21 protein-coding genes and 1 pseudogene are annotated in these 21159 nt (G+C 72.7%); 17 read left to right on the forward strand and 5 right to left on the reverse strand.

Annotation, left to right across the window (positions count from 1 at the left end; genetic code table 11):
- The first annotated feature begins 17 nt into the window (after positions 1 to 17).
- From lepB (ACIQGZ_RS07695) to ACIQGZ_RS07740, 10 genes are all read left to right on the forward strand, one after another.
- Positions 18 to 950, forward strand: coding sequence for a signal peptidase I (lepB, locus tag ACIQGZ_RS07695; RefSeq protein WP_402599906.1), 933 nt, complete (start codon positions 18 to 20; stop codon positions 948 to 950).
- Positions 934 to 1920, forward strand: a complete 987-nt coding sequence (gene lepB / locus ACIQGZ_RS07700; protein ID WP_402599907.1) for a signal peptidase I — start codon at positions 934 to 936, stop codon at positions 1918 to 1920. The genes lepB (ACIQGZ_RS07695) and lepB (ACIQGZ_RS07700) overlap by 17 nt, the downstream gene beginning before the upstream one ends.
- Before the next feature lie 195 nt (positions 1921 to 2115).
- Complete coding sequence (lepB, locus tag ACIQGZ_RS07705) at positions 2116 to 3117, forward strand: signal peptidase I (RefSeq protein ID WP_402599908.1); 1002 nt, start codon at positions 2116 to 2118, stop codon at positions 3115 to 3117.
- A 193-nt stretch (positions 3118 to 3310) separates the two neighbouring features.
- Positions 3311 to 4093 (forward strand): signal peptidase I, encoded by a 783-nt coding sequence (gene lepB, locus ACIQGZ_RS07710; protein ID WP_402599909.1) that lies wholly within the window; start codon positions 3311 to 3313, stop codon positions 4091 to 4093.
- An 86-nt stretch (positions 4094 to 4179) separates the two neighbouring features.
- A complete protein-coding gene (locus ACIQGZ_RS07715) occupies positions 4180 to 4506 on the forward strand; it encodes a DUF2469 domain-containing protein (RefSeq protein WP_111491589.1) in 327 nt (108 codons plus the stop codon).
- 158 nt (positions 4507 to 4664) lie between these two features.
- The gene (locus ACIQGZ_RS07720; RefSeq protein WP_402599910.1) at positions 4665 to 5066 is read left to right on the forward strand and encodes a YraN family protein; all 402 of its coding nucleotides are present in this window, start codon (positions 4665 to 4667) and stop codon (positions 5064 to 5066) included.
- A 1-nt stretch (position 5067) separates the two neighbouring features.
- On the forward strand, positions 5068 to 6702 hold the full coding sequence (locus tag ACIQGZ_RS07725) for a YifB family Mg chelatase-like AAA ATPase (protein WP_402599911.1): 1635 nt from the start codon (positions 5068 to 5070) through the stop codon (positions 6700 to 6702).
- Positions 6699 to 8066, forward strand: coding sequence for a DNA-processing protein DprA (dprA, locus tag ACIQGZ_RS07730; RefSeq protein ID WP_402599912.1), 1368 nt, complete (start codon positions 6699 to 6701; stop codon positions 8064 to 8066). Before ACIQGZ_RS07725 ends, dprA begins: the two co-directional genes overlap by 4 nt.
- A 632-nt stretch (positions 8067 to 8698) precedes the next feature.
- On the forward strand, positions 8699 to 9469 hold the full coding sequence (gene whiG, locus ACIQGZ_RS07735) for an RNA polymerase sigma factor WhiG (RefSeq protein ID WP_402600018.1): 771 nt from the start codon (positions 8699 to 8701) through the stop codon (positions 9467 to 9469).
- Between the two features lie 70 nt (positions 9470 to 9539).
- On the forward strand, positions 9540 to 10103 hold the full coding sequence (locus tag ACIQGZ_RS07740; RefSeq protein WP_402600019.1) for a TetR/AcrR family transcriptional regulator: 564 nt from the start codon (positions 9540 to 9542) through the stop codon (positions 10101 to 10103).
- A 101-nt stretch (positions 10104 to 10204) separates the two neighbouring features.
- Here the strand turns inward: ACIQGZ_RS07740 and ACIQGZ_RS07745 are convergent.
- A pseudogene (locus ACIQGZ_RS07745) lies at positions 10205 to 10426 on the reverse strand (peptidoglycan DD-metalloendopeptidase family protein); the annotation flags it as partial.
- Between ACIQGZ_RS07745 and ACIQGZ_RS07750 the strand changes: the two are divergent.
- The 7 genes from ACIQGZ_RS07750 (at position 10322) to rlmN (ending at position 17006) form a co-directional block, all read left to right on the forward strand.
- Positions 10322 to 10660, forward strand: a complete 339-nt coding sequence (locus ACIQGZ_RS07750; RefSeq protein WP_402599913.1) for a hypothetical protein — start codon at positions 10322 to 10324, stop codon at positions 10658 to 10660. The pseudogene ACIQGZ_RS07745 and the gene ACIQGZ_RS07750 overlap by 105 nt on opposite strands.
- Before the next feature lie 577 nt (positions 10661 to 11237).
- Positions 11238 to 12128, forward strand: a complete 891-nt coding sequence (rpsB, locus tag ACIQGZ_RS07755; protein WP_402599914.1) for a 30S ribosomal protein S2 — start codon at positions 11238 to 11240, stop codon at positions 12126 to 12128.
- Between the two features lie 144 nt (positions 12129 to 12272).
- Positions 12273 to 13109: a translation elongation factor Ts gene (tsf, locus tag ACIQGZ_RS07760; protein WP_402599915.1), complete on the forward strand. Its 837-nt coding sequence runs from the start codon at positions 12273 to 12275 to the stop codon at positions 13107 to 13109.
- A 177-nt stretch (positions 13110 to 13286) separates the two neighbouring features.
- Complete coding sequence (gene pyrH / locus ACIQGZ_RS07765; RefSeq protein WP_402599916.1) at positions 13287 to 14042, forward strand: UMP kinase; 756 nt, start codon at positions 13287 to 13289, stop codon at positions 14040 to 14042.
- Positions 14043 to 14139: 97 nt separating this feature from the next.
- On the forward strand, positions 14140 to 14697 hold the full coding sequence (gene frr, locus ACIQGZ_RS07770) for a ribosome recycling factor (RefSeq protein ID WP_402599917.1): 558 nt from the start codon (positions 14140 to 14142) through the stop codon (positions 14695 to 14697).
- Entirely contained in the window at positions 14697 to 15791 is a 1095-nt protein-coding gene (locus ACIQGZ_RS07775) for a phosphatidate cytidylyltransferase (protein WP_402599918.1), read from the forward strand. Before frr ends, ACIQGZ_RS07775 begins: the two co-directional genes overlap by 1 nt.
- A 114-nt stretch (positions 15792 to 15905) precedes the next feature.
- Positions 15906 to 17006: a 23S rRNA (adenine(2503)-C(2))-methyltransferase RlmN gene (rlmN, locus tag ACIQGZ_RS07780; protein ID WP_402599919.1), complete on the forward strand. Its 1101-nt coding sequence runs from the start codon at positions 15906 to 15908 to the stop codon at positions 17004 to 17006.
- A gap of 9 nt (positions 17007 to 17015) precedes the next feature.
- Here rlmN and ACIQGZ_RS07785 read toward each other — a convergent pair whose 3' ends face one another.
- The 4 genes from ACIQGZ_RS07785 to ACIQGZ_RS07800 all read right to left on the reverse strand — a co-directional run bounded on the left by ACIQGZ_RS07785 (position 17016) and on the right by ACIQGZ_RS07800 (position 21024).
- On the reverse strand, positions 17016 to 18167 hold the full coding sequence (locus ACIQGZ_RS07785) for a hypothetical protein (protein ID WP_402599920.1): 1152 nt from the start codon (positions 18165 to 18167) through the stop codon (positions 17016 to 17018).
- A gap of 51 nt (positions 18168 to 18218) precedes the next feature.
- A complete protein-coding gene (locus tag ACIQGZ_RS07790) occupies positions 18219 to 18914 on the reverse strand; it encodes an ABC transporter ATP-binding protein (protein ID WP_402600020.1) in 696 nt (231 codons plus the stop codon).
- Between the two features lie 263 nt (positions 18915 to 19177).
- Positions 19178 to 20554 (reverse strand): aspartate aminotransferase family protein, encoded by a 1377-nt coding sequence (locus tag ACIQGZ_RS07795; RefSeq protein WP_402599921.1) that lies wholly within the window; start codon positions 20552 to 20554, stop codon positions 19178 to 19180.
- Positions 20551 to 21024, reverse strand: coding sequence for an Lrp/AsnC family transcriptional regulator (locus tag ACIQGZ_RS07800; RefSeq protein ID WP_402599922.1), 474 nt, complete (start codon positions 21022 to 21024; stop codon positions 20551 to 20553). The genes ACIQGZ_RS07795 and ACIQGZ_RS07800 overlap by 4 nt, the downstream gene beginning before the upstream one ends.
- Positions 21025 to 21159: the final 135 nt, after the last annotated feature.

Raw genomic sequence — 21159 nt, forward strand, 5'->3', positions numbered from 1 at the left:
CGGATAGGCTTCGCCCGATGAGCACCCAGGAACCACTCGCGGACCGCGACGGCGTCTCCGGCCCCCACGACGGGGTCGAGGCCCCGGCGCGGTCCGCGGCCGTTCCGGTGGACCCCGATGCCACCCCGGAGCCGGCCGGCCCGGAGCCCGCCGGCCCGGAAGAAGCCGCTCCGGAGTTGGCCGCTCCGGAGTTGGCCGGCCCGGAGCCCGCCGGCCCCGAGCCGGCTGACCCGGACTCAGCCGCTCCGGAGGCCGGGCGCCCCCGGCGCGGCCGGGGGCTGCTGCTGCCGGTCGTGCTCTCCCTGCTGCTGCTGGCCCTGGTGAACACCTACGCGGCCCAGCCGTTCGCGATCCCCTCCGAGTCGATGGAGAACACCCTGCGGGTGGGCGACCGGGTGGTGGTGAACAAGCTCGTCTACCGCTTCGGCGGGCGGGTGCACCGAGGTGACGTGGTGGTCTTCGACGGCCGTGGCTCCTTCACCCGGGACGACTCCTCCGGACCGACCGGGTTCGGTGACGCGCTGCGGGGGCTCGGCTCGTACCTGGGGCTGGCCACCGCCGGGCATGACGACTACGTCAAGCGGGTGGTCGGCGTCGGCGGGGACCGGGTGATCTGCTGTGACAGCCGGCACCGGATCACCGTCAACGGCGTGCCGCTGGACGAGTCCGAGTACCTCTTCCCCGGTGACACCGCCTCCTCGGTGCCGTTCGACATCGAGGTGCCGGCCGGGGAGCTCTGGATGATGGGCGACCACCGCAGCGCCTCCCAGGACTCCCGTGGCCACCTGGGCGATCCGGGCGGCGGCTTCGTGCCCGAGTCCAAGGTGATCGGTCGGGCCGACTGGATCGTCTACCCCGTCGGGCACTGGCGGCACCTGGTACGCCCCGGGGTGTACGGCGCGGTGGACGCGGCGGCAGGGAGGAGCGGTCGGGATGGGGAGCAGGGGTAGGGAGCGGGTCCCCGAGCCGGCGGCGGACGACCCGCCCGGACCGGGGGAGACCGACCGGGACGACGCCGGGCGCGGTGAGAAGCGCCGCCGCACCGCCGGGATGGGCCGTGCCGAGCGGCGCCGAATAGCCCGCCGGGCCGCCCGCCGCCGCAAGCGTTCCTACCTGCGGGAACTGCCGCTGGTCGGTGGGGTGGCGCTGGTGGTCGCGCTGCTGCTGAAGACCTTTCTGCTCCAGGTGTTCGTGATCCCCTCCGCATCGATGGAGAACACCCTGCGGGTGGGTGACCGGGTGGTGGTGGACAAGCTCACCCCGTGGTTCGGCAAGGACTACCGTCGCGGCGACGTGGTGGTCTTCAAGGACCCCGGCCACTGGCTGGACACGGACCACGAGAAGTCCGCCGACGGGCCGGTGACGCGCGGCGTGAAGCGGGTGTTCGCCTTCATCGGGCTGCTGCCCTCCGACGACGAGGGCGACCTGATCAAGCGGGTGATCGGCGTCGGTGGCGACACCGTGGCCTGTTGCGACGACGACGGCAGGGTCACCGTCAACGGCACCCCGGTAGACGAGCCGTACCTCGCCCCGGGCAACCTGCCGTCGCAGATCCCCTTCACGGTGACCGTGCCGCCCGGTCGGCTCTGGGTGATGGGCGACCACCGCGATGTCTCCGCCGACTCCCGGGTCCACATGGCCAACCCCGGCGGCGGCACCATCCCGGTCGGAAACGTCATCGGGCGCGCCATGCTGGTCGTCTGGCCGTTCACCCATGTCCACCGGCTGCCCGAGCCGCCCTCGCTCTCCGCGCTGCCCGACGCCGCCGACGTACCGCCAAGTAGTCAAAATCTTGGCCAATCCGCCCCCCGACCGGTGGTGCAGCCGGGTCCCGAAGAACCGTCGCTCGTTATCGGTGTGGCGGGCGCGATGCCGCTCGCCGTCCGCCGATGGCGGAGAGGTGTGCCCCCGCGCCGCTGAATGGCGGGAGGCGCCGTGTACGCACGCGGCGGGCGATCCCGGCGGGTGTATAGAGAGACGCAGGTGTGCGGCGGGCGGCGTCGGGCACCTGGAGAGCGCGGATCGTGTGAGCCGTGCAGGTCTGGGACCGAGGTGCCGCGGGCGGCACCGATTGGCGTGGGCGCGGTGGCGCTCGCACAGCAGGGAGGAGACGTCGTGGGGGATCTGGTGATCGGTACCCGTTCGGGCGCCGGTGAACCCGAGGACCCCGGCAGCCGTACCGCGGACTCCGTGGGCGACCCGGGAGCCGTCGGACAGCGAGCACACCGGACCGGCGACCGGACGGCAGCGGCGGGCACCGCCGCGTCCGATGCCGACGGAGACGGCGACGAGGGCGCGGCGCAGGACGAGCCCAAGGGCGCGGCAGCCGTGGACCACCCCGAGCATGAGCACCGCCAGCGGTCGTTCTGGAAGGAGCTGCCGATCCTGATCGGCATCGCGCTGGTCCTGGCGCTGGTGATCAAGACCTTCTTCGTGCAGGCGTTCTCGATTCCGTCGGGTTCCATGATGAACACCCTGCTCAAGGGTGACCGGGTGCTGGTGGACAAGTTCACCCCCTGGTTCGGCGCCGAGCCGGAGCGCGGGGACGTCGTCGTCTTCCACGACCCGGGCGGCTGGCTGAACGAGGAGCCCGAGCGGAGCTCCAACGCCGTGCTGCGCGGTGTGCAGAACGTCCTCAGCTTTGTCGGACTGATGCCCTCGGCCAGCGAGAAGGACCTGATCAAGCGGGTCATCGCGGTCGGCGGCGACACCGTGGAGTGCCAGGGCACCGGACCGGTCCGGGTCAACGGCGTGGCACTGGACGAGCCGTACGTCTACCCGGGCACCACCCCCTGCGGAGACAAGCCCTTCGGGCCGGTGAAGGTGCCGGACGGGCGGCTCTGGGTGATGGGCGACCACCGCAACGACTCCTGGGACTCCCGCTTCCACATGGACCAGCCCGGCGGCGGCAGCATCCCGCAGGGCAATGTGGTCGGCCGCGCCTTCGTGGTGGCCTGGCCGATCTCCCGGTGGGCGACGCTCCCGGTGCCCGCCACCTTCAACCAGCGCGGCCTGTCGGCCGGCGCGCTCGCCCCGCCGGCCCTCGGCCTGGCCGGCGCGGTGCCGCTGACCCTGGTGATCCGCCGCCGCCGGCTCCGGGCGGCGGCCGCCGCCTGACCGGACCGGCCGGACGAGCGCGTCCGGGGCATTGCGCGGGCCGTGGTACCGACGAGTAGTCTGCTCGGACGTGCCACGGCCCGCCTGTCTCCCCGCCCGGCGGTCCCGGTACGGCTGTCGGGAGCGGCGGGCCTCGCGGGCGCCACCGCAAGCAGGCGGGCCGCTGCGGCTCGGGCGAACTGGGACGGTGCCGATGAGCAGGACCGCCGCTCGGACCACGGGCGCGGCTCCCGGCGGCGCCGCGCGGTCACCGGCGCCGACCGGCCCGGCGGCGCGGCCGCACGGACCGGGCGCGGTGCTCCAAGGCGTCGCCATCGCCATCGGCCTGGTCCTGATGGTCGGCGGCTTCGCCCTGATCGCCGTCGAATACCGGCCGTACCGCGTGCCCACCGACTCGATGAACCCCACCATCCACCCCGGTGACACCGTGCTCGCCCGCAAGAGCGACGGCGCCGATGTCGGGCGCGGTGACGTGGTGGTCTTCAAGGACGCCGCCTGGGGTGACTCGCTGCTGGTCAAGCGGGTGGTCGCGGTGGGCGGGGACACTCTGGTCTGCTGCGACTCCCGGCAGCGGCTGGCCGTCGACGGCGTCGCGGTCGACGAGCCGTACCTGCCCAAGGGGTCGGTGAACGGCAGCTTCTCGGTGAAGGTGCCGACCGGGCGGCTCTTCCTGATGGGTGACAACCGGCTTACCTCTCTCGACTCGCGCGAACATCTGGACCGGCTCTCCGGTACCGTCCCGGCCTCCGACGTGGTGGGCCGGGTCGCCGGCACCGTCTGGCCGGCCTCGCAGTTGGGTGTGCTGGACCGCACCGCCGCCTTCGACCCGGTGGGCGCCCCGCGTGCGGCCGGGCCGGGGCCGCTGGCGGCGGCGTCCTATGCCTCGGTGGCCGGGGCGCTGCTCATCCTGGTGACGGCGGCGATCGGCCCGATCGACGGCCTGCTCCGTCGGCGGCGCGGCGGTCCGGCACGCTAGCGGTGCGCGGCGGAGCCGCTGCGGCGCCCGGCAACCCGCCGGTGGTCCACAATGGGAGGACGCGCGACAGCTAAGGGGACGTGGGGATGAGTGCCGAGGACCTCGAAAAGTACGAGACCGAGATGGAGCTCAAGCTCTACCGGGAGTACCGCGACGTCGTCGGCCTGTTCAAATTCGTGATCGAGACCGAGCGCCGCTTCTACCTCACCAACGACTACGAACTCCAGGTCCACTCGGTGCAGGGTGAGGTCTTCTTCGAGGTCTCGATGGCTGATGCCTGGGTGTGGGACATGTACCGGCCTGCCCGGTTTGTACGTAAGGTTCGGGTGCTGACGTTCAAGGACGTCAATGTCGAGGAGCTCGCCAAGACCGATCTCGAACTGCCGTCGGACGACGCGGGCTTCGGCCGCTGATTCTTATCGAACCGACGTGGAGCGCCTAGCCAGGGCGCTTGTTTTCACTCGTGTGGGTGACATCAGTTATCCACACCCCCGGGTTGTCCACAGGAATCCCACCGCCGCTCGCCCTCCGGCCCCGCCCCCGGCACGCTGCTGAGCCGGAGGTGATCCCCGTGGACCCACGTACCGCCCTCGGCCGCTACGGCGAGGAGGTGGCCGCCCGCCGCCTCACGGAGGCCGGGCTGACCGTCCTGGAGCGCAACTGGCGCTGCCGGGACGGAGAGCTGGACATCGTCGCCCTGGACGGCGACACCCTCGCCGTCTGCGAGGTCAAGACCCGCCACGAGGGCGGCTTCCAACGGCCGACTGCGGCCGTGACCGAGGCCAAGGCCGTCCGGCTGCGCCGGCTGGCCGAACGCTGGCTCGGGGAGCGCTGGCCACTGCACCGCACCCGGCTGCGCGGCGGACCACCGGGCGCGACCGCCCCGCCGGGCGGGGTGCGGATCGACCTGATCGCCGTCACCGGGCGGCGCCGGGGCGCCGCACTGGTCGAGCATCTGCGCGGGGTGGTCTGACATGGCCTTCGCCCGTACCTGCTCGGTCGCCCTGGTGGGCGTCGACGGCGTAGTGGTCGAGGTGCAGGCCGACCTCGAACCAGGCGTCGCCGCCTTCACCCTGGTCGGCCTGCCCGACAAGGCCCTCAGCGAGGCCCGCGACCGGGTCCGCGCCGCCGTGGTCAACAGCGGGGAGAGCTGGCCGCAGCGCAAGCTCACCGTGGGCCTCAGCCCGGCGTCCGTACCCAAGAGCGGCAGCGGCTTCGACCTGGCGGTGGCCTGCGCGGTGCTCGCCGCAGCCGAACGGCTCGACCCCGCCACCATCGCCGATCTGCTGATCGTCGGCGAACTCGGACTCGACGGCCGGGTGCGGCCGGTGCGCGGTGTACTGCCCGCCGTGCTGGCCGCCGCCGACGCCGGATACCGGCAGGTCGTCGTCCCCGAGCAGACCGCCTCCGAGGCCGCACTGGTCCCGGGCGTCTCGGTGCTCGGCATCCGCAGCCTGCGCCAGCTGATCGCGGTCCTCACCGACGCCCCGGTGCCCGAGGAGCCGCCCGACCGGATTGCCGACGGCCGCCCCGATCCGCTGCTGGCCGGGCTCGCCCTCCCCGGCGTGAGCGCCCGAGGGCTGAGCGGCGGCCGGGCACACCAGCTGGACCTGGCCGATGTCGCCGGGCAGTACGAGGCCCGGCGCGCCCTGGAGATCGCCGCAGCGGGCGGCCACCACCTCTACCTCAAGGGCCCGCCCGGGGCCGGCAAGACCATGCTCGCCGAGCGGCTGCCCGGCCTGCTGCCGCCGCTGCTACCCGAAGAGGCACTGGAGGTCACTGCCGTGCACTCGGTCGCCGGACTGCTGCCGCCGGGCCGCCCGCTGATCGACACCGCCCCCTACTGCGCCCCGCACCACTCCACCACCATGCCCGCGATCATCGGCGGCGGCAGCGGACTGCCCCGCCCGGGGGCCGTCTCGCTGGCCCATCGAGGAGTTCTTTTTCTGGACGAAGCCCCTGAATTCCCGGTCCGGGTGCTGGACGCGCTGCGCCAGCCACTGGAGTCCGGCGAAGTCATCGTCGCCCGGTCAGCGGGCTCGCTGCGACTGCCCGCCCGCTTTCTGCTGCTGCTGGCCGCCAATCCATGCCCCTGCGGACGCCACTCCCGGCGGGGCGAGGGCTGCGAGTGCACCCCGGCCATGGTCAGCCGCTACCAGGGGCGGCTCTCCGGGCCGCTGCTGGACCGGGTCGACCTCCGGGTCGAGGTGGACCCGGTGACCCGGGTGCAGCTCCTGGAGCGCGACGCCGCAGCGGAGTCCACAGCGACCGTCGCCGCCCGGGTACGGGCAGCCCGCGAGCGTGCGGCGGCCCGGCTCAGCGACACGCCGTGGCGGGGCAACGCGGAGGTGCCCGGCCATGAGCTGCGCACCCGCTGGCGGCTGGCGCCGGGCGCGCTGGACGACGCCGAGCGGGAGATGCAGCGCGGTCTGCTCACCGCCCGTGGCCTGGACCGGGTGCTCCGGGTCGCCTGGACCGTCGCGGACCTGGCCGGTCGCGACCGCCCCGGCCGCGCCGAGGTCCGCGCGGCCCTGGTGCTCCGCACCGGCGTACAACGCGGCGAGCCCCTGGGCGACCTCACCACCACAGCAGCGAAAGGACCCCGATGATCCGCACTCACCCCATCCACCGCCCGGACCGGCCGGCGCCGGTGACGTTCGAACAGGTAGCCCTGGACCTTGATGAGCCGTGCGTGGCGAAGGGGACGGGAGAGAGGACGCGACCGGTCAGCCCAGCGGGGGAGCCGCCGGGCGGGGCAGCGGCCAGTGAGGTGGTCGGTGAGGGACCGGTGCCAGCCGGGCCGTCGGCTCCGGGGGAGGGGGCGCCGAGGGAGGGGGCGCCCGGTGATCGGGAGCGGCTTGCGCGGGCGGCGCTGTCCCGGCTGGCCGAGCCCGGTGACGTCACCATCGGCCGGTGGTTGCGGCAATTCGGCGCCGTGGCCCTGCTGCGCACCTTCCTGGAGGGCCGACGACCACCGGGCGCCAGCGCAGCGAGGGTGGCGGGATACCGGGCACGGGCCGCCGGGATCGACCCGGCCGCCGATCTGGAGCGGGTCCGGGCACGCGGTGGCCGCTTCGTCATCCCCGGCGACCCCGAGTGGCCGACCCAGCTGGACGACCTCGGCCCGGCCCGCCCGATCGGGCTGTGGACGACCGGCACCGCCTCACTGCGACTGCTCGCCCTGCGCTCGGTCGCCGTGGTCGGCGCCCGTGCCTGCACCGCCTACGGCGCCCATGTCGCAGGCGAGCTCGCCGCCGGGTTGGCCGAGCGCGGCTGGGTGGTGGTCTCCGGCGCCGCGTACGGCATCGACGCGGCCGCCCATCGCGGCGCCCTGGCGGTGGGCGGCCCGACCGTCTCGGTCCTGGCCTGCGGAGTCGATGTCGCCTACCCGCGCGGCCACACCGAGCTGCTCCGCCGGATCTCCCAGCAGGGCCTGCTGGTCAGCGAACTGCCACCGGGTGAACACCCCAACCGGTTCCGGTTCGTCCTGCGCAACCGGGTGATCGCGGCCATCACCCGGGGCACCGTGGTCGTGGAGGCGGCCCTCCGCAGCGGCGCGCTGAGCACCGCCCGCCGGGCGCGAGACCTCAATCGGTTGACCCTGGGTGTACCCGGACCGGTGACCTCGGCGCTCTCGGGCGGCGTGCACGCCCTGCTGCGCACCGGAGCGGCGGCCCTGGTCACCGACGCCGCCGAAGTGGTGGAGCTGGTCGGCGGGATCGGCAGCGATCTGGCCCGGCCGCCCCAGAGCCCGGTGCTGCCGCGCGACCTGCTGCCGCCACCGGCCAGGCGGGTGCTGGAGGCGCTTCCGGCGCAGGCCGACGGAGCACCGGTCGAAGCGGTGGTCCGCACCGTCGGGCTCCCTCCGGACGAGGTGCTGCAACGGCTGTACGAGCTGGCATCGCTCGGCTTCGCCGAACGCTTCGGCGCGCACTGGCGGGCCACCGTCCATCGGCGGCCCCCGCCCGGGTGACGCCGGGTCCCCCGATCGATATCGAACGCAACACCGTACAACCGCTGGCCGGGGGGAATCCTTGCGGTGCCGCCTTGCCACTGCCCGTACCCCGCCCGCAACCCCCCGACCTGGGCATACCCGGCCACCAGATCGAGGGACGACTAGGAGTGGTAGCTCTCGGCACTGGTCCGATCACGCTACGCTCGCCACGACTTCCATACCGACACACGACTCGGCAGAACGGCGCACAACGACGCATGCCCACACATATTCCCCGGCGAAGAGCGACCGGCGGCGACAGGGCCCTGACGGCATCGGCCGCCGGGTCGGGCCCTGCCCCCGAGATCCACTCGCCGGTCAGGGGGCCGGGCACGGCCGGTGGCGCCGCCCACGCCTGCTCCGGGCTGCACGGGCAGGGGGCCACCACCGGCGCCGGAACCAGCACCACGACGACCAGTACCACGACGACCAGTACCACGACGACCAGTACCACCACGGCCGGCACGGCGACCGGAACCACCACGGCCGACCACGCCGTCCCCACCGCAGCCACCCAGGCCCAGGTGCAGGCTCAAGCCCAGGTCCAGGCTCAAGCCCAGGTCCAGGTCCAGGCCGAGCCGTCCAGGCCACCCGGCGCCCGGCGCGGCGGCCTGCCGGGCGAGCGTCCGGCGCTCGACCAGCTGTGGCGTTCCTACAAGTCCACCGGCGACGGCCGCCTGCGCGAGCAGCTGATCCTGCACTACTCGCCGCTGGTCAAGTACGTCGCCGGCCGGGTCGGCGTCGGGCTGCCGTCCAATGTCGAGCAGGCCGACTTCGTCTCCTCCGGAGTCTTCGGACTGATCGACGCGATCGAGAAGTTCGACCTCGACCGCGCCATCAAGTTCGAGACCTACGCCATCAGCCGCATCCGTGGCGCCATCATCGACGAGCTGCGGGCGCTGGACTGGATCCCCCGCTCGGTGCGGCAGAAGGCACGGGCGGTGGAGCGTGCCTACGCCACCCTGGAGACCCGGCTGCGCCGCACCCCCCATGAGCCCGAGGTGGCGGCCGAGATGGGCATCGCCGTCGAGGAGCTGCACGCCATTTTCAGCCAGCTTTCGCTGGCCAACGTGGCCGCCCTGGACGAGTTGCTGCACCCGGTGGGGGAGAGCGGCGACGGGCTCAGTCTGTTGGACACCCTGGTGGACACCGCCGCCGATGACCCGGTGGAGGTGGCAGAGGACCGCGAGCTGCGCAGGCTGCTGGCCCGCGCGGTCAACACACTGCCGGACCGGGAGAAGACGGTGGTGACCCTCTACTACTACGAGGGCCTGACCCTGGCCGAGATCGGTCAGGTGCTGGGCGTCACCGAGAGCAGGGTGAGCCAGATCCACACCAAGGCCGTACTGCAACTACGCGCCAAGCTCTCCGACGCCCGGTAGGTGCGCCACTGTTCGACGCGCCGACGTACCTCCGTACAGTGGACGGGTGCCGAAGATTCGAGCCGCCAACCTGGCCGCGCACCGCGAGATGCAGCGCACCGCGCTCCTCGCCGCTGCTCGCGCGCTGCTCACCGAGGGCGGGGTCGACGCCCTCACCTTCCCCGCGCTCGCCGGGCGTACCGGCCTGGCGCGCTCCTCGGTCTACGAGTACTTCCGCTCCAGAGCCGCAGTCGTGGAGGAGCTGTTCGCTGCGGACTTCCCGGTCTGGGCAGCCCGTATCGAGACCGCGATGGCCGCAGCCGACACGCCCTCCGGCCAGGTCGAGGCGTACATCCGCACCCAGCTGGCCCTGGTGCGGGACCCGCAGCACCGCGCCGTCGCCGCCATCTCGGCGGCCGAGCTGGACGACGCGGCCCGCGACCGCATCCGCGCCTCGCACGGGCGACTGGTCGGCCTGGTGGTCTCCGCGCTCCAGGAGCTGGGCCACACCCAGCCGGGGCTCGCGGCCGCGCTGCTCCAGGGTGTGGTGGAGACAGCGGTACGCAGGCTCGAACTGGGCGCGGCCGAGGACCCCGAGGTGATCGTCTCCACTGCGGTCGCCTTCGCCCTGCGCGGCGTCGCCCGGGAAGAGTGACCCGGGAGCAGCCGCACCCGGCCGAGGCCCAGCAGTGCCAGCGGGTCCAGATACCGCCGACCGCGCAGCAGTCCCCAGTGCAGACACGGCGTCGCGCAGTGGTCGGCGCCGGCCCGCAACCGCCCGATCACCGCGCCGGCGGCGACCCGGCTGCCGACCGGCAGGGTGGCCACCACCGGGAGGTAGGTGGTGCGCAGCGGTGGCGTACCGGTCCCGGGGTGGACCACGGTGACCACGCCGCGTCCGCCGACCTGTCCCGCGAAGGCGACGGTCCCGGCTGCGGCGGCCCGTACCTCGGCGCCGTCGGCGGCGGCCACGTCCACCCCCCGGTGCCCGCGCGCCCAGGGCAGCGGCGGCGGGTCGAAGCGGCGCAGTACGGCGATCCGCCCCGCGACCGGCCAGGCCCGAGCCGAAGCCCCCGCCGCGACCCCGCCGCCCGGCCCAGCCCCGCCACCCGGACCAGCCCCACCGCCCGACCCGACCGCACCGCTGACCGGACCACCGCCCGCACCCGCAGCGGCCGCCACCGGAAGCGCGCCGAGCAGCAGCCCCGATAGCGCCGCCAGTACCAGCAGCACCAGCAACACCGGCAGCACCAGCAGCAACCCGCCCAGCAGGGCGGCCGGCCTCCGGCCACCGAAGCGGTCACCGGAGGAGCCGTACGACGAAGGACCCGGAGTGGCACCGGGCCGGGCAGCGGTCATGTCCGGTACGGTGCCCGTCCGCACCGCCCGCCGCCACCACCGTCCGGCAGCCTGTGGACAACCCCGGCCTGTGGACAACCGGCGTCACCCGCAGGTGGGACGCGGCCCCCGCCCAGGGCCTCTCCGACCCGGTGAAACGCTGAGTCGCCCGTGATGCCACCGGTCCCGTACACTTCTGTCGCGACCCGGCATGCCCGGGTCGACTTCGCACGCCCCGCCACCGATGCGTCAGCACGCGGTTCGCAACCCGCGTTAGCACGGTGCGAGTGCCGCTCGGTCCGATGAGCCGCGACACAGCATCCGCTGCGTCCGGCCCCCACGGCACGGCACGGCCGGGGTGTCAGGCGCGACGGTCACCCGACCGCCGCGGACAACCGAGCTGACCCTGCCCGCCCCGGCGCGGCGGGGGCACAACTAGAGGAGCACGGCCATGGCCGTCGTCACGATGCGGGAGCTGCTGGAGAGCGGCGTCCACTTCGGTCACCAGACCCGCCGTTGGAACCCGAAGATGAAGCGCTTCATCTTCACGGAGCGCAACGGCATCTACATCATCGACCTCCTGCAGTCGCTGAACTACATCGACCGCGCCTTCGAGTTCGTCAAGGAGACCGTCGCCCACGGCGGCAGTGTTCTCTTCGTCGGCACCAAGAAGCAGGCCCAGGAGGCCATCGCCGAGCAGGCGACCCGGGTGGGCATGCCCTACGTCAACCAGCGCTGGCTGGGCGGCATGCTGACCAACTTCTCGACCGTCTACAAGCGCCTGCAGCGCCTGAAGGAGCTCGGCGAGATCGACTTCACCGATGTCGCGGGCTCCGGCCTGACCAAGAAGGAGCTGCTCGTCCTGCAGCGCGAGCACGAGAAGCTCGAGCGCACCCTGGGCGGCATCCGCGACATGCAGCGCGTCCCGAGTGCCGTCTGGGTGGTCGACACCAAGAAGGAGCACATCGCGGTCGGTGAGGCCCGGAAGCTCAACATCCCGGTCGTCGCGATCCTGGACACCAACTGCGACCCCGACGAGGTCGACTACAAGATCCCGGGCAACGACGACGCCATCCGCTCCGTCACCCTGCTGACCCGCGTGATCGCCGACGCCGTGGCCGAGGGCCTGATCGCCCGCTCCGGTGCCGCCGCCGGTGACGCCAAGGTCGAGCCGGGCGCCGACCAGCCGCTGGCCGACTGGGAGCGCGAGCTCCTGGAGGGCGAGAAGAAGGCCGACGAGGCGCCCGCCGCCGAGGCTGCCGAGGCCCCCGCCGCTGAGGCCCCCGCCACCGAGGCGCCGGCCGCTGCCGAGGCCCCGGCCGCCGAGGGCGACCAGGCCTGACGTTCCGCAGTCGAGGGGTACGGCGGCCGCCGCAGCACGCAGCGGCCGCCGGCCCCTCGCACCTGTGCCGGGCCCGGTGGCGACGCCGCCGGCCCCCGGTGACACCCCAGCAGACACGCGAGACGCGAGAAGAGATTCACAACCATGGCGAACTTCACCGCCGCGGACGTCAAGAAGCTCCGTGAGCTCACCGGCGCCGGCATGATGGACTGCAAGAAGGCGCTGGACGAGTCCGAGGGCAACGTCGACAAGGCCGTCGAGCTCCTGCGCATCAAGGGCCAGAAGGGCGTGGCCAAGCGCGAGGGCCGCGACGCCTCCAACGGCGCCGTCGTCTCCCTCCTCGAGGGCGGCAACTCCGGCGTGCTGGTCGAGCTGAACTGCGAGACCGACTTCGTCGCCAAGGGCGACCGCTTCGTCGAGGTCGCCAACGCGATCGCCGCGCACGTCGCCAAGGCCGCCCCGGCCGACGTCGAGGCCGCGCTGGCCAGCGAGATCGAGCCCGGCAAGACCGTCCAGCAGTTCGTGGACGAGGCCAACGCCACCCTCGGTGAGAAGATCGTCTTCCGCCGCTTCGCGCAGTTCACCGGGGACGGCTTCGTCGCCGCCTACATGCACCGCACCTCTCCCGACCTGCCGCCGCAGGTCGGCGTCCTGGTCGAGCTCGACAAGGAGAACGCCGAGGTCGCCAAGGACGTCGCGCAGCACATCGCCGCCTTCGCGCCGAAGTTCCTCTCCCGCGAGGACATCCCGGCCGAGGTGCTGGAGAGCGAGCGCCGCGTCGCCGAGGCCACCGCCCGCGAGGAGGGCAAGCCCGAGGCCGCCCTGCCGAAGATCATCGAGGGCCGCGTCACCGGTTTCGTCAAGGAGAGCGCCGTGCTTGAGCAGGCGTTTGCCAAGGACAACAAGAAGACCGTCCAGAAGGTCCTGGACGAGGCCGGCGTCACCCTCAAGCGCTTCGCCCGCTTCCGCGTCGGTGCCTGAGGTCGTTCCACCCATCTACCCCTAGGGTAGAGAGCGGAATGCGTCGAACACCCCTCCGGTATCCGAGGGCGGGATCGACACCATGAACGACGAGGAGGCCATTGCCGTGCAGGTGACCATATCGGTTCCCGCGGCAGTGGCCTCCTCACGTGTACGTGCTCAAGAAGGAGTCGCCCGATGCAGATGACTGGGCAGGGGACCGCTGAGATCGGTGCGCACGGCCGTGTGCTGCTGAAGCTGTCCGGTGAGGCGTTCGCCGGCGGGGGCGGTCTCGGCGTCGACCCCGACGTGGTGCACGCCATCGCGCGGGAGATCGCCGCGGTGGTGCGCTCGGGCACCCAGGTCGCCGTGGTCATCGGCGGCGGCAACTTCTTCCGTGGTGCGGAGCTCCAGGTGCGCGGCATGGACCGGGCCCGCTCCGACTACATGGGCATGCTCGGCACCGTGATGAACTGCCTGGCCCTCCAGGACTTCCTGATCAAGGAGGGCGTGGAGACCCGGGTGCAGACCGCGATCACCATGGGCCAGGTCGCCGAGCCCTACCTCCCGCTGCGTGCCGTGCGGCACCTGGAGAAGGGCCGCGTGGTGATCTTCGGCGCCGGGATGGGCATGCCGTACTTCTCCACCGACACCACCGCCGCCCAGCGCGCCCTGGAGATCCAGGCCGAGGTGCTGCTGATGGGCAAGAACGGCGTGGACGGCGTCTATGACTCGGACCCCAAGTCCAATCCGGACGCGGTCAAGTTCGACGCCCTGGAGTACTCCGAGGTGCTGGCCCGCGACCTGAAGGTCGCCGACGCCACCGCGATCACGCTGTGCAGGGACAACGCGCTGCCCATCCTGGTCTTCGAACTCCTCGCGGCCGGGAACATCGCCCGTGCGGTGCGGGGTGAGAAGATCGGCACGCTGATCAGCCGCGGGGCCAAGTCCTGACCGCACCGCGCGGCCCGGCGAGATACGACGTTACGGACCCCTTGCCCGCCATCCGGGCGCGGCGAGGGGCGAGCAGGGAACCGGACAGGAGCAGACTGTGATCGAAGAGACCCTCCTTGAGGCCGAGGAGAAGATGGAGAAGGCGGTCCAGGTCGCCAAGGACGACTTCGCCGCCATCCGTACCGGCCGTGCGCACCCGGCGATGTTCGCCAAGATCACCGCCGACTACTACGGCGCCCCGACGCCGATCAACCAGCTCGCCTCGTTCTCGGTGCCGGAGCCGAGGATGGCGGTCGTCACCCCGTTCGACAAGAGCGCGCTGCGGGCCATCGAGACGGCGATCCGGGACTCCGACCTGGGCGTCAACCCGACGAACGACGGTTCCCTCATCCGCGTGGTCTTCCCGCAGCTGACCGAGGAGCGCCGCAAGGAGTACATCAAGGTGGCCCGCGGCAAGGGCGAGGACGCCAAGATCTCCATCCGCAGCATCCGCCGCAAGGCCAAGGAGACCCTCGACAAGCTGGTCAAGGACGGCGAGGCCGGCGAGGACGAGGTCCGCCGCGCCGAGAAGGAGCTTGAGGACGTCACTGCCCGCTACGTGGGCCAGGTGGACGAGCTGCTCAAGCACAAGGAAGCCGAGCTGCTCGAGGTCTGATGAACCACGCCCCGACTCCTCCCGGCGGGCGGCCGCCCGGCTCCGGGAGCCCGCAGGGCCCCGCAGGGCCCGATCTGCCCGGCAGCCCCGCGCCCCGGGTCGAGGCGCACCAACCGTGGGCCGGCCCGCAGGCGCCGGCCCACTCCGGCCTGTCCCATACGTCCGTCATCACCGAAACCCCCGCCATCACCGAAACCCCCGCCATCACCGAACCCCCCGGCACCGCCGATCCGGCAGGGCAGGAGACCACCGTGGCCCAGCCGGACCAGCAGCCCCGCAAACCCCGTGCCGGCCGCAACCTGCCGGCCGCGATAGGGGTGGGCGTCGGCCTCGGCGCGGTGATCGTCGTGTCACTCTTCTTCGTCAAGGTGCTCTTCCTCGGCGTGGTGATGGCGGCGGTCGGCATGGGCGTCTGGGAGCTCACCAGCAGGCTGGCGGAGCGCAAGTCGGTCGCCGTCCCGCAGATCCCGCTGGTGGTCGGCGGGGTGCTGATGGTCGCCGCCGCGTACGCCTACGGGACGCGCGGCGCGGCGGCGGTGCTGGCCCTCACCGCGCTCGCGGTGCTGGTGGCCCGGATGAGCCGCCCCCCGCAGGACTATCTGCGGGATGTCACCGCCGGTGTCTTCACCGCCTTCTACGTGCCGTTCCTGGCCACCTTCGTGGCCCTGCTGCTGCACGCCGACGACGGCCCCCGGCGGGTGATCCTCTTCCTGCTGGTCACCGTCTGCAGCGACACCGGGGCGTACGCGGTGGGCTTCAAGTTCGGCCGGCACAAGCTCGCCCCCACCATCAGCCCCGGCAAGACCCGCGAGGGCCTGGCCGGCGGCGTCGCGCTCTCCATGCTGGCCGGTGCGCTCGGCATGCAGCTGATGATCGACGGCGGCGTCTGGTGGCAGGGCCTGGTGCTGGGCGGCTGCGCGGCGGTCATCGCCACCCTGGGCGACCTGGCCGAGTCGATGATCAAGCGGGACCTCGGCATCAAGGACATGGGCACCCTGCTCCCCGGCCACGGCGGCATCATGGACCGGCTGGACTCCCTGCTGCCGACCGCCCCGGTGGTCTGGCTGCTGCTGGCCGCCTTCGTCGGCGGCTGACCAGCTGGTATGTACAGCCGCGGCCCCGGGCGATCAGCCCGGGGCCGCAGCCGTTGCCCGCCATGCCGGGGCCCGGCCCTGGGATTTGCACCGACCTGAGACACTGGAGGCACCATGCCTGTTCCCGGAGAACTCACCTTTGTCGCGCCGCGCGGTGCCAAGCCCCCGCGCCACCTCGCCGACCTCAGCGCCGCCGACCGCCGGGCGGCGGTGGCCGAGCTGGGCGAGAAGCCGTTCCGCGCCGACCAGCTGTCCCGCCACTACTTCGGCCGGCTCTCGGCCGACCCCGCCGACTGGACCGACGTCCCGGCGGCGGCCCGGGAGCGGCTGGCCGAGGCACTGCTGCCGGACCTGATGTCCGTGGTGCGGCATGTCTCCTGCGACGGCGACACCACCCGCAAGACCCTGTGGAAGCTCTTCGACGGCACCCTGGTGGAGTCGGTGCTGATGCGCTACCCCGACCGGGTCACCATGTGCGTCAGCTCCCAGGCCGGCTGCGGGATGAACTGCCCGTTCTGCGCCACCGGCCAGGCCGGGCTGACCCGCAACCTGTCCACCGCCGAGATCGTCGAGCAGATCGCGGCGGGGATGCGGGCGCTCCAGGCGGGCGAGATCCCGGGCGGCCCGGCGCGGCTGGGCAATGTGGTCTTCATGGGCATGGGCGAGCCGCTGGCCAACTACAAGCGGGTGCTGGCCGCGATCCGCCGGCTCACCGACCCCGCGCCGGAGGGCCTGGGCCTGTCGCAGCGCGGTATCACCGTCTCCACGGTCGGCCTGGTCCCGGCGATGAACCGGCTGGCCGAGGAGGGCCTGAGCGTACGGCTGGCGCTGTCGCTGCACGCGCCCGACGACGAGCTGCGCGACACCCTGGTCCCGGTGAACACCCGCTGGAAGGTCGCCGAGGTGCTGGACGCCGCGTGGAACTACGCCGAGCGCTCCAACCGCCGGATCTCCATCGAGTACGCGCTGATCAAGGACATCAACGACCAGGCGTGGCGGGCCGATCTGCTGGGCCGGCTGCTGAAGAACCACCGGGTGCACGTCAATCTGATCCCGCTGAACCCGACCCCCGGCTCCAAGTGGACCGCCTCCCGGCCCGAGGACGAGCGCGCCTTCGTCCGTCGGCTGGAGGCCCACGGCGTCCCGGTCACCGTCCGCGACACCCGGGGCCAGGAGATCGACGGCGCCTGCGGCCAGCTGGCCGCCGCCGGCTGACCCGCCGGGTCAGCCGAGCAGCGCCAGCAGCGTCAACCCTGCGGCGGCGGCGCCGGTGACCAGCACCGCGCCGCCCGCCGCCGCCGTCCGCAGCAGCGCGGCGCCGCGCAGCAGGGTGGCGGGGGCGCCGAGGCGGCGTACCGGGGCCAGCTGCGGGCGGCGGACGGTACGCGCCTCGACCAGCCGGGCGCCGACCGCCAGTACCGCGCAGCAGCCGAGCAGTACCGCCTCGACCACCGGCAGCGGTCCGCCGGGCCCGCTGCCGGACGCCCAGCGGGCGGCGGCCACGGCGGCGACGGCCAGGGTGAGGGTGAGCAGGGCGACCGGCGCGCCGAGCCGGGCGGCTTCCGCCTGGAGGCCCCGCCCGGCCAGCAGCCGGGTGGCGTCCGGGCGTCCGGCGGCCAGCAGCCCGCCCGCCCAGGAGAGCAGCACCGGTACGGCGAGGGCCAGCCCGAGCAGGGCCAGCGCCCAGCCCGAGGCGGTGGTGGCGGTAGTGCTGCCCAGCCGGGCGGGGACCCGCAGCCGGTGGCCGCCGGAGTGCCGCCCGTACAGCTCCAGCGCGACCCCGGCCGCCATGAGCACCGCCGCCAGGACGGCGCGCAGCGGCCCGAGCCGGCGCACGGCCGGTTCCGCGCGCTGTCCGGGCAGGCCGTCCCGGGCCGGTACGGCGGCCGCCGCCGCTGCCGCGCCGAGCAGCGGGACCAGCAGCAGCAGGGTGACCGGCGCCGCCGCCGGCAGGGCGGCGCCCATGCCGACCTCGCGGGCGAGCCCGGCACCGGCGATGTCATTGCGCAGCACCAGGAAGCCGACCAGCGCCAGCAGGCTGCCGACCGTGCAGGCGAACGCGGTGTCGATGGCGAGCAGCAGCCGGATGCGGGCCGGTCCGGCGCCGGCGGCCGTCAGCCCGGCGACCCGCTCCGGCCGCTGTCCGGGCAGCGCCCGCGCGCAGGAGGCGGCCAGCCAGCCGATGGCGGCGAGCGGCGGCAGGCACCAGCCGAGGCGGGCGATCGAGGCCGCGGTGCCGGTCCCGGGCGGGTCGACCAGCGTACGGCCGAGCGCCCGCAGCAGCAGCGCCGCCACGGCGGCGGAGGCCACGGCGGTGAGGACCCAGCGACCGAGGTCGAGGACCCGGTAACCCCGGGCCAGGCGGAGGTAGAACACCGGTGGACGGCTTCCTTCCAGGGCGCGGCCGCCCGGCCGGGCGGCCGCGCGTCAGGCGGGGGCGGGGGCGGCAGCCTTCGCCGGGGCGCCGACCGGGGCGTCGAGCTGCCCGTCGAGCAGCGGCACGGCGCGGTCGGCGTGCTTGGCCAGTTCGGGGTCGTGCAGGGCGAGCAGCAGGGTGAGGCCGTGCGAGCGGGCGGCGGTGGTGAGTATCCGCAGCACCTGCTCCTGTCCGTCGCGGTGCAGCGGGGCGACGGGGTCGTCCGCCAGCACGACGCGGGGCTGCGGGGCGAGCGCCCGTGCGACGGCGATCCGCTGCCGCTGGGACTGGATGAGGTCGGCGGGGCGCAGTCGGGCGCAGTCGGCGACGTCCAGCCGCTCCAGCCACTCGGCGGCGGCGGTGTACGCGGCGCGGTGCGTGGCGCCGGCGAGCAGCAGCGGCAGGGCGACGTTCTCCCGGGCGGTGAGTTCGGGGACGAGCTGCGGTTCGGAGCCGACGTAGCCGAAGTGCTCGCGGCGCAGCCGCTCGCGCCCGGCCCGGTTGAGGCGGTGCACGGCGGTGCCGTCGAACCAGATCTCGCCCTCGTCGACGGGCAGCAGCGCGCCCAGGCAGCTGAGCAGGGTGGTCTTGCCGGACCCGCGCGGGCCGGTGACCGCGAGCACCTCCCCCTCGCGCAGTCCGAGCGAGGCGCCGCGCAGCGCCGGGGTCCCGTCGTGCGACTTGACCACCGCGCGTGCCCACAGCAGGTCGCTGTTTGGAGCGTCGCCGCTTGGAGCGTCTGCGCGCGGAACGTCGCCGCTGGGTACGTCGCCGTCCGGCGGGGCCGCTGTCAAGAGAACCTCCGGATCTAGGTGTCGGATGTCAGATTAGAACGGCAAGGACACGAACGGGTTGCGGCACACAGGGTCAACTACATCAAATCAGACATATATGACTACGGCGATACGCCAAAGGGCGGCCCCCGTTGCCGGGAGCCGCCCTTTGCGGAGGGTGGGACAGGTGGTCTGGGTCAGATCTTGGTCCACGCCTCGGCGAGGGTGGCCCGCAGGATCTGCTCGATCTCGTCGAAGGTCGACTGGTCGGAGATCAGCGGCGGGGCCAGCTGGATCACCGGGTCGCCGCGGTCGTCGGCGCGGCAGTAGAGGCCGTTCTCGTACAGCCCCTTGGAGACGTGGCCGTAGAGGATGCGCTCGACCTCGTCGTCGTTGAAGGTCTCCTTGGTGGCCTTGTCCTTCACCAGCTCGATGCCGTAGAAGTACCCGTTGCCGCGCACGTCGCCGACGATCGGCAGGTCGTGCAGCCGCTGGAGGGTGGACAGGAAGGCGCCCTCGTTGTCCAGCACCTTCTGGTTGAGGCCCTCGCGCTCGAAGATGTCGAGGTTGGCCAGCGCCACCGCCGAGGAGACCGGGTGGCCGCCGAAGGTGTAGCCGTGCAGGAAGGTGTTGTCGCCCTTGTAGAACGGCTCGGCCAGCCGGTCGGAGATGATCGTGGCGCCGATCGGGGAGTAGCCTGAGGTCATGCCCTTGGCGCAGGTGATCATGTCGGGCTGGTAGCCGAACTTCTCGCAGCCGAACATGGTGCCCAGCCGGCCGAAGGCGCAGATGACCTCGTCCGAGACCAGCAGCACGTCGTACTGGTCGCAGATCTCGCGGACCCGCTGGAAGTACCCGGGCGGCGGCGGGAAGCAGCCGCCGGCGTTCTGCACCGGCTCCAGGAAGACGGCGGCGACGGTCTCCGGGCCCTCGAACAGGATCTGCTGCTCGATCTGGTCGGCGGCCCAGCGGCCGAACGCCTCCGGGTCGTCACCGAAGAGCGGGGCGCGGTAGATGTTGGTGTTGGGCACCTTGTGGGTGCCGGGCACCAGCGGCTCGAAGGGGGCCTTCAGGCCCGGCAGGCCGGTGATGGACAGGGCGCCCTGCGGGGTGCCGTGGTAGGCGACGGCGCGCGAGATGACCTTGTACTTGGTCGGCTTGCCGGTCAGCTTGAAGTACTGCTTGGCCAGCTTCCAGGCGGTCTCCACCGCCTCGCCGCCGCCGGTGGAGAAGAAGACCTTGTTCAGGTCGCCGGGAGCGTAGTTCGCCAGCCGCTCGGCCAGCTCGATCGCCTTCGGGTGGGCGTAGCTCCACACCGGGAAGAAGGCCAGCTCGGCGGCCTGCTTGGCGGCGGCCTCGGCCAGCTCGCGGCGGCCGTGCCCGGCCTGCACCACGAACAGGCCGGCCAGGCCGTCGAGGTACTTGCGCCCCTCGACGTCGTAGACGTAGGTGCCCTCACCCCGCACGATGGTGGGGACGGGAGCGTTCTCGTACGACGACATCCGGGTGAAGTGCATCCACAGATGGTCGTAGGCAGACTTCGACAGGTCCTTCTGGGCCGGGTTCGCGGTCATCTGGTGCCCCAGGTGTAGGTCTGTTTCCGGAGCTTCAGGTAGACGAAGCTCTCGGTGCTCCGCACGCCGGGTAGGGCGCGGATGCGCTTGTTGATCAGTTCGAGCAGATGCTCGTCGTCCTCGCAGACCAGCTCGACCAGCAGGTCGAACGAGCCGGCGGTGGCCACGACGTAGTCCACTTCGTCGAGGGTGACCAGCGCGTCGGCGACCGGATCGATGTCGCCCTCGACATTGATGCCGACCATCGCCTGCCGACTGAAACCCACGGTGAGCGGGTCGGTGACGGCGACGATCTGCATCACGCCCTGGTCGAGCAGCTTCTGGACGCGCTGGCGCACCGCCGCCTCGGACAGGCCGACGGCCTTGCCGATGGTGGCGTAGGCACGCCGACCGTCCTCCTGCAACTGCTCGATGATCGCCTTGGAGACGGAGTCGAGGGGAACGCTGCCGTTCCGGTCGCGGTTGGTCACGGCCTCACTCTGCACGATCGAGTGGCCTTCTGCAAGGGAATCCGTTGTCAATCTTCTGAACGGGTACTGATTCCATCGTTCTGGCGTGGCAGGTATGTCGATACCGTCGGCGGGCGGGCTACGCTGGACCAGGCG

The organism is Streptomyces sp. NPDC092296, from assembly GCF_044755465.1.
Taxonomy (GTDB): Bacteria; Actinomycetota; Actinomycetes; order Streptomycetales; family Streptomycetaceae; genus Peterkaempfera.

Coding starts and splice junctions, on each gene's coding strand:
- ACIQGZ_RS07795 (WP_402599921.1), bottom strand. CDS start 20,554: ATGACCGCGAACCCGGCCCAGAAGGACCTGTCGAAGTCTGCCTACGAC.
- rpsB (WP_402599914.1), top strand. CDS start 11,238: ATGGCCGTCGTCACGATGCGGGAGCTGCTGGAGAGCGGCGTCCACTTC.
- rlmN (WP_402599919.1), top strand. CDS start 15,906: ATGCCTGTTCCCGGAGAACTCACCTTTGTCGCGCCGCGCGGTGCCAAG.
- lepB (WP_402599909.1), top strand. CDS start 3,311: ATGAGCAGGACCGCCGCTCGGACCACGGGCGCGGCTCCCGGCGGCGCC.
- ACIQGZ_RS07775 (WP_402599918.1), top strand. CDS start 14,697: ATGAACCACGCCCCGACTCCTCCCGGCGGGCGGCCGCCCGGCTCCGGG.
- ACIQGZ_RS07725 (WP_402599911.1), top strand. CDS start 5,068: ATGGCCTTCGCCCGTACCTGCTCGGTCGCCCTGGTGGGCGTCGACGGC.
- tsf (WP_402599915.1), top strand. CDS start 12,273: ATGGCGAACTTCACCGCCGCGGACGTCAAGAAGCTCCGTGAGCTCACC.
- lepB (WP_402599906.1), top strand. CDS start 18: ATGAGCACCCAGGAACCACTCGCGGACCGCGACGGCGTCTCCGGCCCC.
- dprA (WP_402599912.1), top strand. CDS start 6,699: ATGATCCGCACTCACCCCATCCACCGCCCGGACCGGCCGGCGCCGGTG.
- pyrH (WP_402599916.1), top strand. CDS start 13,287: ATGCAGATGACTGGGCAGGGGACCGCTGAGATCGGTGCGCACGGCCGT.
- lepB (WP_402599907.1), top strand. CDS start 934: ATGGGGAGCAGGGGTAGGGAGCGGGTCCCCGAGCCGGCGGCGGACGAC.
- ACIQGZ_RS07715 (WP_111491589.1), top strand. CDS start 4,180: ATGAGTGCCGAGGACCTCGAAAAGTACGAGACCGAGATGGAGCTCAAG.